12 protein-coding genes are annotated in these 12111 nt (G+C 39.3%); 7 read left to right on the top strand and 5 right to left on the bottom strand.

What is annotated here, in order from left to right; genetic code table 11:
• Together AC4MRQ_RS21570 and lysA are read left to right on the top strand one after the other, a co-directional pair.
• On the top strand, positions 1 to 549 hold a 549-nt coding region (locus AC4MRQ_RS21570; protein ID WP_491199798.1), incomplete at its 5' end, for an ACT domain-containing protein.
• Positions 550 to 557: 8 nt separating this feature from the next.
• On the top strand, positions 558 to 1715 hold the full coding sequence (lysA, locus tag AC4MRQ_RS21575) for a diaminopimelate decarboxylase (protein ID WP_491199799.1): 1158 nt from the start codon (positions 558 to 560) through the stop codon (positions 1713 to 1715).
• A gap of 82 nt (positions 1716 to 1797) precedes the next feature.
• Here lysA and AC4MRQ_RS21580 read toward each other — a convergent pair whose 3' ends face one another.
• Genes AC4MRQ_RS21580 through AC4MRQ_RS21590 form a run of 3 tightly spaced genes read right to left on the bottom strand, consistent with a single transcriptional unit; the run spans position 1798 to position 3846 of the window.
• A complete protein-coding gene (locus AC4MRQ_RS21580; protein ID WP_491199800.1) occupies positions 1798 to 2757 on the bottom strand; it encodes an isoaspartyl peptidase/L-asparaginase family protein in 960 nt (319 codons plus the stop codon).
• Positions 2758 to 2788: 31 nt separating this feature from the next.
• Positions 2789 to 2995: a helix-turn-helix domain-containing protein gene (locus tag AC4MRQ_RS21585; RefSeq protein ID WP_491199801.1), complete on the bottom strand. Its 207-nt coding sequence runs from the start codon at positions 2993 to 2995 to the stop codon at positions 2789 to 2791.
• A 2-nt stretch (positions 2996 to 2997) separates the two neighbouring features.
• Positions 2998 to 3846 carry a DUF2975 domain-containing protein gene (locus AC4MRQ_RS21590; RefSeq protein WP_491199802.1) on the bottom strand — a complete coding sequence of 283 codons (849 nt, stop codon included), beginning with the start codon at positions 3844 to 3846 and terminating at the stop codon, positions 2998 to 3000.
• Positions 3847 to 4068: 222 nt separating this feature from the next.
• Between AC4MRQ_RS21590 and AC4MRQ_RS21595 the strand changes: the two genes are divergently transcribed.
• The 4 genes from AC4MRQ_RS21595 to AC4MRQ_RS21610 all read left to right on the top strand — a co-directional run bounded on the left by AC4MRQ_RS21595 (position 4069) and on the right by AC4MRQ_RS21610 (position 8342).
• Positions 4069 to 4809 carry a TylF/MycF/NovP-related O-methyltransferase gene (locus AC4MRQ_RS21595; protein ID WP_491199803.1) on the top strand — a complete coding sequence of 247 codons (741 nt, stop codon included), beginning with the start codon at positions 4069 to 4071 and terminating at the stop codon, positions 4807 to 4809.
• 6 nt (positions 4810 to 4815) lie between these two features.
• Positions 4816 to 7086 (top strand): patatin-like phospholipase family protein, encoded by a 2271-nt coding sequence (locus tag AC4MRQ_RS21600; RefSeq protein ID WP_491199804.1) that lies wholly within the window; start codon positions 4816 to 4818, stop codon positions 7084 to 7086.
• Between the two features lie 97 nt (positions 7087 to 7183).
• Positions 7184 to 7525 carry a TfoX/Sxy family protein gene (locus AC4MRQ_RS21605; protein WP_491199805.1) on the top strand — a complete coding sequence of 114 codons (342 nt, stop codon included), beginning with the start codon at positions 7184 to 7186 and terminating at the stop codon, positions 7523 to 7525.
• Positions 7526 to 7568: 43 nt separating this feature from the next.
• Complete coding sequence (locus AC4MRQ_RS21610; protein ID WP_491199806.1) at positions 7569 to 8342, top strand: SDR family NAD(P)-dependent oxidoreductase; 774 nt, start codon at positions 7569 to 7571, stop codon at positions 8340 to 8342.
• A 108-nt stretch (positions 8343 to 8450) separates the two neighbouring features.
• Here AC4MRQ_RS21610 and cls read toward each other — a convergent pair whose 3' ends face one another.
• Both cls and ribD read right to left on the bottom strand, forming a co-directional pair.
• A complete protein-coding gene (gene cls, locus AC4MRQ_RS21615; RefSeq protein ID WP_491199807.1) occupies positions 8451 to 9914 on the bottom strand; it encodes a cardiolipin synthase in 1464 nt (487 codons plus the stop codon).
• Positions 9915 to 9945: 31 nt separating this feature from the next.
• Positions 9946 to 10998: a bifunctional diaminohydroxyphosphoribosylaminopyrimidine deaminase/5-amino-6-(5-phosphoribosylamino)uracil reductase RibD gene (gene ribD / locus AC4MRQ_RS21620; RefSeq protein ID WP_491199808.1), complete on the bottom strand. Its 1053-nt coding sequence runs from the start codon at positions 10996 to 10998 to the stop codon at positions 9946 to 9948.
• 36 nt (positions 10999 to 11034) lie between these two features.
• Between ribD and prmC the strand changes: the two genes are divergently transcribed.
• A complete protein-coding gene (prmC, locus tag AC4MRQ_RS21625) occupies positions 11035 to 11886 on the top strand; it encodes a peptide chain release factor N(5)-glutamine methyltransferase (protein ID WP_491199809.1) in 852 nt (283 codons plus the stop codon).
• The last annotated feature ends 225 nt before the right edge of the window (positions 11887 to 12111 follow it).

Raw genomic sequence — 12111 nt, forward strand, 5'->3', positions numbered from 1 at the left:
CTGCATCCGACAAGTGTTTTGCCAGCCAAACTAGCTAACATACCAGTCCGTTTGCTTAATACGATGGAACCAAAGGCTGAAGGAACGCTGATTTCTTCGAACCAGAGGAAAGATCGCATGGCAGCAGTTGCAGCTAAAGACGGCATCACCGCTATCAAGATCAAATCGGGTCGAATGCTTCTGGCTTATGGTTTTCTGCGTAAAGTATTCGAAATATTCGAAAGCTATAAGACACCTATCGATATGATTACCACCTCTGAGGTTGGTGTTTCTGTTACAATCGACGATAATAAGCATCTTGACGAAATTGTGAATGACCTGAAGAAATACGGCACCGTTGAAGTTGATCATGATAAAGTGATTGTTTGTGTAGTTGGTGATCTTATTGCAGATAATAAAGGATACGCCAATAAGATTTTTGATGCTGTAAAAGAAATTCCGATTCGCATGATTTCATACGGAGGAAGCAACTATAACCTTTCTCTGCTAATCAATGCACAGGATAAGAAGAAGGCACTAAATTTATTAAGCGATAAACTTTTTAATTAGGGGTAGGGATGAGTTTTAATTTTCCTGTTGACCAATTAAGTCAACATCAGACACCATATTACTATTACAACATGGAGTTGCTTAATGCAACTTTAGATGCCGTAAAGGAAGAAGCAAATGGATATGGATTTAAGGTGCATTATGCAGTGAAGGCAAACGCGAATGAACGTATCTTAACAACTATAAAAGAGGCTGGATTTGGTGCCGACTGTGTAAGTGGGAATGAAGTAAAAAAAGCACTGGAGACAGGGTTTGACGCAAGCAGTGTTGTATTTGCAGGTGTTGGTAAAGCAGATTGGGAGATCAACCTGGGGCTTGAAAATGACATCGCCTGTTTCAATGTTGAGTCCATACCAGAACTGGAAATCATTAATGAACTGGCCGAAAAGAAAGGCAAAACAGCAAAGGTGGCATTGCGTATTAACCCCAATGTTAATGCCAATACACACCATTATATAACAACTGGTCTTGAAGAAAATAAGTTTGGTATAAATCAGTGGGATTTAGAGAAAGTCATTGATGTTTTAACGCAACTGAAGAATGTTCATTTGGAGGGTATTCACTTCCACATAGGCTCTCAGATAACCGATCTTCTCTCTTTCAAAGATCTTTGTTTAAGAGTGAATGAGCTACAGAATTGGTTTATTAGTCATCATATCTGCCCTAAAGTGGTAAATGTTGGAGGTGGTTTAGGCATCGATTATGAACAGCCAGACACCAGTGCCATACCTGATTTCAAAAGCTTCTTTAAGATTTTCGATGAATTCCTTGAGCTAAAACCTGGTCAGGAATTACATTTTGAGTTGGGACGCTCAATGGTCGGACAGTGTGGAACTTTAGTCAGTCGTGTTCTCTATGTAAAAAATGGAGTCAACACAAAATTTGCCATCGTTGATGCCGGAATGAGCGATTTGATTCGTCCGGCATTATATCAGGCTTATCACAAAGTTGAGAACCTGAGTTCAACACATGAAGTTGAAAAATACGATGTTGTAGGTCCGATTTGTGAATCGAGCGATTGCTTTGGTAAAGCTGTTGATCTACCACAAACTGACAGAGGTGATCTGATTGCAATTCGATCAGCCGGAGCATATGGTGAAGTAATGGCCAATCGTTACAACCTGCGTGAACTTCCGTCTGCCTATTACTCAGATGAGATAAAATAAGCTTAAATAAAAAAGCAAGACATAAGACTTTGCAGCCATACTCCTTTTTCCTCTTATGTCTTGCTTTTATTTTCTGAGTCAATTATCTGAAGATAGCAACACCTTCCTCGCCACCAGAATTGGCCCACGCCCGAAACATACCACTAGAGTTCATTTCAAGAGCAATATTTCCAAACTTATCGATTGCTATAACACCACCGTTGCCCGCTTCGTTACTCAATTTTCCATTAACCACAGTTCGGGTAGCCTCCTTCAAGCTTAATTCTTTATACTCAACCAAAGCAGAGATATCATGCGCAACAGTGTAACGGATAAAGTATTCGCCATGACCAGTAGCCGAAACAGCACAAGTATTATTGTTTGCATAAGTTCCCGCTCCGATGATCGGCACATCACCAACACGGCCATATCGTTTATTATTCATTCCTCCTGTTGATGTGGCTGCAGCCAAATTACCATCCTGATCGAGGGCAACACAACCTACTGTTCCATTTTTACCTGCTTTCTGCAAAGCACGCTGTAATAATTGCCAACGTTTTTCGGTATGGAAATACGAACTATCCACCATCTCAATTCCATTTTGATGGGCATACAATGAAGCACCCTTACCAATTAACAAAACATGCGGTGATTTATCCATTACCAAACGAGCTGCACTAACAGGATTACGAATATCACCAACTCCTGCAACCGCACCAGCATTTAGATTTCGACCATCCATTATGGCCGCATCTAATTCATTTCTGCCATCATTGGTAAAAACAGAACCTTTCCCTGCATTAAAAAGCGGATTATCTTCAAGGTTTTTTACAACTAGCTCAACCACATCAAGGGCTGATTCTCCATTGGCTAATGCTTTCTTTCCAAGCTCAAGAGCCTCTTGTAAACCATTTTTATATCGCTGAATATCTTCCTCTGAGAATTTTGAACGATTCATATTTCCAGCTCCGCCATGTAAGGCTATTGCCCAATCCTGACGCGGTGTTTCTTTTGGTTGACAAGCAATTAAAAAGATTAACAAAAGGGAAAGAAAGTACTTCATATCATTTGATTTTTTTATTAACTAAAAACTATTATTCATTCACATATTCTAGTATATCACCAGGTTGACAATCCAAAGCCTGACATATTGCTTCAAGTGTAGTAAAACGAATTGCTTTTGCCTTGCCAGTCTTAAGGATGGAAAGATTGGCTGTTGTAATACCTATTAGTTCAGCCAACTCAGCACTCCTCATCTTACGTTGATGCAAAATCTTATCCAAGTTAATTACAATGGGCATAGTTAAATTGTTAATTCATTTTCAGATTCAATCAAAGCTCCTTTCCTGAATAAGGAACTTAATCCTAACAACGATAGACCAATAATAAACAATGTAAAATCAAAAACTAATCGTGGTTCAACATTTAAATTAAATGGTAAGACGGCTGGATGCCCATTCGTCCATGAAGAAAATCCAATACTACTGCAATTAGATATAAAAATAATAGAAACTGCAAATCGGATTATGACATAAGAAATTAATAACAACCCAATCTTATTAATCCATTTCCAAATTTGATCAGAAAAGGTGAAATCTCTCCGAAGCGAATCGAAAAAGTTGCTTAGGTAATGGAATATTAAAATACTGAAGATTAATCCCATGTAGCCATTAATAATTAAAATACAATTCAGAAACCAATTCGAAGATTTTGCCCATAAATATCCTTTTGATTCCAATTCTGATGCAAATGAAAAAGTCGTGTTATCCTGCCATGATTCATACCATTTTTCCGAAAATTGCTTTCTGGTTACCGTTTCTGGTGAAAATCCATGCGCCTCATAGAGCTTTTTCAAACTATCACTTCGATTATTGCTCTGACCTCTAAAATAAAGACTCCCTTCTATCATTCCAAGTTCTGATTCTCCAGACCTAACTTGATATGTATAGGTAGAATCTGAAAAGTAAATTCTTGAACTAACTGCTATTGGATATCCTTTAGCATGGTGACTTCCAACAATTATAAATCCAAAATTCCCATCTGAGGTAAATAACTCGGAACTCACAGAGAAAAGTAATGCAATTAAACTCAGCCAAAATCCGGCATTGACAATTCGAAGTAGTATGGCGAATAGGCCTCTTTTATTTTTCATTTTGCTTTTGGGTTAGTTATTATTGTTTTTCGATAACAATATTACAACTAATTATCGAAAAACGATAATTTCAAATTCTCCATACCATTAGTCTCCATGAGTTCTTTTCTATTTTATTATGCAATTACCCACTTTAAACACCAATTATTATCACTTGATGAATAATTAAATTTAAAGCCGTAAAATTGATTTATATTTGTTTTAACCTAGAAGTATATTAACATGACACTCATACAATTTATTAACCTGCTGCTTATTAACTTGGTTGTTTTAATGGCCCTCAGCTACTTTTGGAGCTTTTATACACATAAGCTGTTCAAACCATTTGAATGGCTTGATACTCAAAAGAAAAAAAAGCTTCAGAAAAGCATAATAAAGCAAGAACGAAAATTCAAAGATAAGGTCCGCTTCTATTCTATCTGGCTTCAGTTAAAACGAATCAATGACAAGCAAATTTCAGGAGCCATTGCCGAACTAGGTGTATATAAAGGCGAAACAGCTAAACTGATCCACCATATGCTTCCAGATCGTGCTTTTTATCTCTTCGATAGTTTTAGCGGTTTACCCAAACAGGTAATTAAAGAAGACTGTGATGGCACTGTGAGGCCACAAACAGTGCAATTTGATAACACTTCTCCAGATGAAGTCCTTAAATACATTGATGGTAATAATAATAAACTCCACATCAGAGAAGGGATATTCCCATCAACTACAGAAGATATACCTGATGAACAATATGCTTTAGTACATATAGATGCAGACCTCTACCAATCAACCAAAGATGCCCTTGAATACTTCTATCCAAAGTTAAATCTTGAGGGCGCTATTATTATTCATGATTACAATCACAATTGGGAAGGGGTGAAGAAAGCCGTTGATGAGTTTGGGCAGCATATACCTGAAGTGTTTGTTGAATTACCAGACATGTACGGCTCTGTTTTATTGATTAAGAATAGAAACTAAACCTGTATGAAACATCTTTTTCTTTGCCTTTCCTTATTTAGTCTAATCAGTCATCATGTAATATGTCAGGAGAACGTTGAGCGTCCTAAAATAGGATTAGTTCTTAGTGGCGGTGGAGCTAAGGGATTAGCGCATATAGGTGTTATAAAAGTTCTCGAAGAAGCTGGTATTCGTCCGGATTATATCACAGGCACAAGCATGGGAAGCATTATTGGAGGTCTGTATGCCAGTGGTTATACAGCCAGTGAGCTGGATTCTATCGTTAAAGCAGCAGACTGGTCAGTGGTTCTAAGTGACCAAATTCCACTATCTGATGTGGTACCTGAAGAAAAAACCGATTATAATCGCTTTCAGGTAGAATTGGATGTTTCTAAAAAAGGACTGCACCTTCCTCCGGGAATGGTAAGAGGACAAAGAATCTCGGAGATGTTATCAGGATTAACCTGGCATGTTTCTAAATGCAAAACATTTGATGAGCTTCCAATTCCTTTCCGTTGCGTTGCAGTCGATTTGGTTGAAGGTAAACCTTATGTTTTTAAAGATGGTGATATTTCGCAGGCAATGCGGGCAAGCATGGCAATTCCATCGGTATTTACACCTGTTGAAAAAGACAGCATGTACCTCGTCGATGGAGGCTTACTTGATAATTTCCCGGTTCTGCTGTGCCGAGAAATGGGGGCTGATATTATCATTGGTGTCAACGTAGGCACCAGCGATAAACCTAAGATAGACGAACTCAGGAGCATCACTGAAATATTAATGACATCCGCGATGATCGGCAGCAACATAGTTCTGCAGGAATCAATTGATGCGACTGATTACCTGATTACACCAGATTTAGATCCTTATACTTCCGCAAGTTTTTTTGATGGCAATGCTATTATTGAGAGAGGAGAGCAGGCTGCACGCTTACAACTAAATCAGTTGTCTGCTCTGGCCGATTCAATTGATAATATATCTGCAAAATCAGAGATAATAGTACCTGTTACTCCCGATCAGGTAATTATTTCTCATATAAAAATAAGGAATCGTTATCATGTATCACGAAACTACTATCTGAATAAATTGGGTATTCATGAAGGTGATACTGTTAATCTTGAAGATATTAATAACGGTATCAGAAGGCTCATAGGAACCCGTTTCTATAATCAGATCACCTATGATCTGGAATATTCAGAGAATGAGTATACTCTAATCTTCCATACAGAAGAGGCACAATTGACTCAGGCAAAGTTTTCATTACATTACGACAATGAGTTGGAAGCAGGTATTATTTCCAATATTACCATGCGCAACTTATTAACCAAAAATAGCCGCTTATCTTTAACTGCAGACATTTCGGAGAGACCAAGATTCCATAGTGAGCTTATGGCCTATCTGGGAGAACAACAATCAACTGGTTTTACCGCTGATGGTTACTTTGAACGCACACCATTACCCATATACAAAGATAATCTCAAAAAAGAAGGCACTTTTAATTACTATAAAACACAGGCCGGTGCAGGAATATTCTTGTCGTATAAAACCAGGACCATGATAACGGCAAAAATCAATTGGGAAGAGATAAGAGTCAGCCAAAGCTCTGGGTTATCTTACATCTTCGATCAGGGAATCAGGCGCTTTGGAAATGGCTTTTTATACGGAACACTCACTATTGACAGAAATACTTTAAACAAAAGGTTTTTTGCTGATAAAGGACATCACTTGCATATTGCAGGCAAGCTTAATTTTAATGCCTATGAATATTATGCCGGCAATGATGCCAGCAAAGTTATCATCGATCCTTTTATCAGGATTCCTAAAGAAAATTATCTGGCCGGTTCACTTCGCTACATTAAATGTTACAGTCCGGGCAAAAATGCGTCTATTGAAACAAGTATATCGCTGGCGGCTTTTTCTTCTGATGCCCCGTTCTTTGATATGCACTACATTGGTGGCACAGCCTACAACATCAGTACTGGTGATGCAGCTTTTGTTGGTTTAAACTATCGGGAGAGAATAGCTGAAAACTATGGACTTGCCAGCTTTAAATTTAATTTTAACCTGAGTCAGACCATCTATGCCCATGCCGTGGTGAATGGTATTTATGCTCCCAATTTCGGTAATGAAATATTCGAAGGACAACCGTATTTCCTAAGTCCTAAAGAATCAATTGTAGGTTTTGGCGGTGGTATTGCGATCAATAGCATTATCGGCCCAATCACTTTTGGCTTGGGAACCAATATTGACGATTGGAAACCCAGAGTCTATTTTAGTGTAGGTTATCCGTTTATGTAATACTTTTAGATATTAAGATGTAAGACATAAGACGCAGGATTTAAGACATATGACGTAAGATGCTAGATAGATAAGAAAACATTCAACAACAATAAAAATGGCTTACGACGAACATTTAGCAGATCGGATTCGCACATCCTTAAAGAGCAAACAGGTGCAATATGAAGAGAAAAAGATGATGGGAGGCTTGTGCTTTATGGTAGACGACAAAATGTGTATGGGTGTTGTTAAGAATGATATGATGGCACGTATTTCTCCAGACATTTATGAGCAATCATTATCCGAACAAGGAAGTAAACCAATGGATTTTACCGGAAGAGTAATGAAAGGCTTTGTGATGGTTGAACCAGACGGAGTTGATATGGATGAAGATCTGGACAAATGGGTGCAGCGCTGTATTGATTTTAATCCATTTGCAAAATCGAGTAAGAAAAAGTAAACCTTTTGACCCTTCGTTTGTCAATAAAGGAAACTTTTTAACCATGGATCTACAGATTAAAAACCAAACCTTTATTGTTTGCGGGGCTACAGCTGGCTTTGGTCAAGCTACAGCTAAAGCATTGATGAACGAGGGAGCCAAGGTGATTGGCATTGCGCGCAAGCAAGACGGCCTTGATCAGATGGCTGCAACCTACAAAAAACGCTTTATCCCACTTAAAGGAAATATTACCACTTCAGATACTATTAACCAGTCTGCTAATCTGGCTCAGGAACATAAAATATCAGGTATATTAATTAATGCTGGTGGACCACCTGCCAAGCTTTTCGAGGAAACGCGTCTTTCAGACTGGGATGAAGCCTATCGTAACTTGCTACGCTGGAAAGTTGAACTGACGCAAAAACTCTTACCACATTTTAAGGAACAACAATATGGACGCGTTGTCTTTATTGAAAGCTCATCGGTGAAACAACCTTACGAAAACCTGGTATTGAGCACTTCACTAAGACTGTCGGTAGTAGGCATGATGAAAACTGTTTCTCAGGAAGTCAGCGGCCAAAACATCAACTTTAACATGATTGCTCCAGGTTCACATGATACGGCTGCAATCAATCGCTTAATCGAAAAGAAAAGTCAGATGAGTTCGCAGGATTTTGAAACAACAAAGGAGGCATTTATCAATGCTATACCGGCAGGTAAGTTTGGTAATCCTGAGTACTTAGGAAATCTGGCTGCATGGCTGCTATCTCCCTTGGCTGAGTTCGCAACAGGCCAGGTTTATGCCTTAGAAGGTGGAGCGGTTAAGTCGACGCTGTAGCTCCCTGCTGATTTGCTAATTCGTTGATTTGTCAAGGTGTCTAATAATGAGTTTAGGGTCCAACGATTTCAGCTTTAATCAGTTCCACAATTCGACAAATTGATAGCTCTACAATAATGGACTAAACAATCGTGCAAACGACTCCTTGGCCTTTTGCCATCGGGGTCGCTTTCGCCACTCCTCTATCTTAATAAGCTCAGAATTTGAAAGATCATCCATAAAGTAGCCCTTTACCTCTTTGGCTTTATCTTCATCATAGATAAAGGCCTGCACCTCATAATTCTGCTCAAAGCTTCTGAAGTCCATGTTAGTGGTTCCAATCGTGCAAACCTCATCATCCACCACCATCATTTTGCTATGTAAAAAACCTGGTTGGTAGAAATAAAACTTCACGCCGGCGAGCAGCATTTCTTTAATATAGGACTTGGTACATAAAGCTGTAAAATAGGCATCACTCTTTTGTGGAATAATAATACGTACATCCACACCTCCCATGGCCGAAGCCTTAAGTGCCATCAATACGCTTTCGCCTGGCATAAAATAAGGTGTTGTGATGTAAACGTATTTACGGGCATTGGCAATGGCTTGATAATACCCCATCATTATACCTGGCCAATCCGAATCAGGTCCGCTGGTGACAATCTGCACCAATTTATCACCACTTGGTTTCTTATGTGGGAAATACTTCGGATCAGCAATATCTTTCTGACTAACAAAATACCAATCAATAAAAAATACCGACTGGAGTGCGTTAACCGCATCGCCTGTAATACGCAAGTGCATATCGCGCCATATACCATAAGAAGGATTACCTTTTAAATAACGGTCAGCCACATTGAGGCCACCCAAAAAACCAATCTCACCATCTACCACCACAATCTTACGGTGATTACGATAATTCACCTTTGAGGTAAGCGACGGAAAACGCACAGTCAGGAAACTATATATCTTAATGCCATAGCTTTGGAGATGCTTAAAGAAAGATCTTTTTAACTCCCAACTTCCCACATCATCCACCAACATGCGCACTTCAACTCCTTTACTGGCTTTCTCTTTTAGTATATCTAAAACTCGGTTACCAATCTCATCTTCATCAAAAATATAATATTGCAGATGAATACTATGTTGTGCCGATTCCAACGCCTCGATTATTGCCTCAAAAGTCTCCTGACCATTATTAAGCACATCTACCTGGTTACCAATGGTCAGGATGGAGGATGAATTCTTCAGAAATAACTGGATCAGCTTCTTATTGTTTTCCATCCGAGGCATGTCGTCCATGCTCCCTTCTGATAACTTATGGCTTTGCGAGTGCGCAATTTCACTCAATAAATCATGATTCTTCAGTCCCTTCCGCCTGATAATCTTTTCTTTCCTCAGGTTTTGCCCGAAAAACACAAAGAAAACAACTCCCAAAACTGGCACAAATAGTAGCACCAGCATCCATGGGATAGCTTTCAACGGACTTCGGTTTTCCAGCATGACTATAAATACAATGCCCAGCATTGCAAATACATAGGCCACCTTAATGATGTTGATAACTAAAGGAGGTATACTATCAATAAAATCCATAGTTTTCGGTCAGAATTCATTCAAGTGTAATTTACAAATTATTACGGTACACCAATAATTTGCTTGCACCAAAATGATCTTCTTTTATAGGATTCCCTATCAAAATAGGTGCTTTTACCCCCTTCTTAAAATGAACATTACCGATATATCGATGAGTCTCATCCCATAAGTTACCTTCGATAAATTGCTGCAAAGTATAACTTCCACCCTCCACTATTAGCGACTGAATATCACGTTTCCATAGCTCATTTAATAACTCTTTAATCAGCTTGCCTTCCGATACTTTAATATACTCCAGTTCTCCTTCTTTCTTGGATTGTAGCAAATTAAACACCAGCGTAGGATGCTGTTGGTCTAACAATTGGTATTGATCATCAAGAAGACACTGTTTATCAATCACACATCGCAAAGGCTGATGACCTGCCCAATCTCGTAATGTTAACGAAGGATTATCTTTGATAGCGGTTAGTGTCCCAACTAAAATGGCCTGCTCCGAGGCTCGTTGCTTATGCACCACCCGACGGGCCCATTCATTGGTTATCCACGTGGGTTGACCATAGTTTTCATCACTTCGTTCAATATCAACAAAACCATCCTGCGACTCGGCCCACTTAAGAATGATATAGGGTCGCTTCTTGTTATGAAAGGTAAAAAAACGACGGTTCAATTCCAGACTCTCCTGCTCCAACACACCTGTTTTAACTTTCACCCCAGCCTTTTCCATCATTTCTACGCCTTTGCCTGATACCTCAGAAAAAGAATCGATGCAACCAATTACGACATGCGGTATCTCATGATCAATAATCATCTTGGAGCAAGGAGGCGTTTTTCCATAATGGGCACAAGGTTCCAAATTCACATACAGAGTTGAGTGTTTGAGTAACGATTTATCTTTGACAGAATGAACAGCATTCACTTCGGCATGAGCCTCCCCGGCCTTACGGTGATAACCCTCACCGATTATTTTGCCTTCGTGTACAATCACACTACCTACCATCGGGTTGGTGTACGTTAGTCCTTCAGCCATTTGTGCCAATTGCAAACAGCGCTGCATGTATTTTTCCTCTTGCGATAAATGATTCATCGGAGTTTCGTAATTTTGCCCCTCAAGATACGAAAAATGAGTGGCACTACGGTTTATCAATTCACAGCACAACTACTGACAGAACTTAAGGAGCATTATCCTGAGGAGGAAATAAAACAAATGGCAAAGCTATTACTGCAGCATGTTTTGAAGGTAAATAATACGCAATTGCTGATGATGAACCGCGACCTGCTTAGCTATGATCAGCTTAAATCTCTGAAGGCTCTCACCATACAACTAAAACAACATATCCCCATCCAATATGCTTTAGGCTCTACACTATTTTATGGTTTAGAATTCAGAGTTAATCCATCAGTGTTGATCCCACGGCCCGAAACTGAGGAACTGGTTGAGTGGATACTTGAAGACAATCAAAAACTCCAAAGTCTGCTAGATATTGGTACCGGTAGTGGCTGCATTGCTCTCAGCCTAAAAGCAAACTTATCGGACACCCAAGTAACCGCCTGGGATATTTCAGAAGAAGCCCTGAAAACGGCACGAAAAAACGCACAATGCCTCAAACTCGATGTCGATTTTCAGTTAGTAGATGTGCTAAATCACCAACCCATCGATGAGCAATTCAACTGCTTGGTGAGCAACCCACCCTATGTACGTGAATTGGAAAAGGATATGATGGAGGCCAATGTACTGAATCATGAACCACACACTGCCCTGTTTGTGAAAGATAATGATCCACTTATCTTTTATCGGACCATTACCCAACTTGGTCTGAAGATGCTAAAACCAGCCGGACACCTTTATTTTGAGATCAATGAGTATTTAGCCAAAGAAATGACAGAGATGTTCGAGACACTGGGTTATAAATCCATTGAGTGCCGAAAAGATATTAATGGGAAAGACCGCATGATGAAGGCACGAAAAGCTTAAAGCCTGATAACCACGGATAGAAGGTCCTGTTTCGTGCACGACATAAACACTTCAAATAATAGATATTGAAAATCAGCGCGTTAAAAGTTTCAAACTTGCATTTTTGGGTCATGCCGAGCTATTTTAAGGTATGTTTATCCGAAAAAATAGAAACCGAAGTGGCGCTGTTCGTATCCTGATTGTTCAAAAGATAAATCGCTCAAATAAGATACTAAAGACTGTCGG

This window comes from Carboxylicivirga sp., from assembly GCF_982718395.1.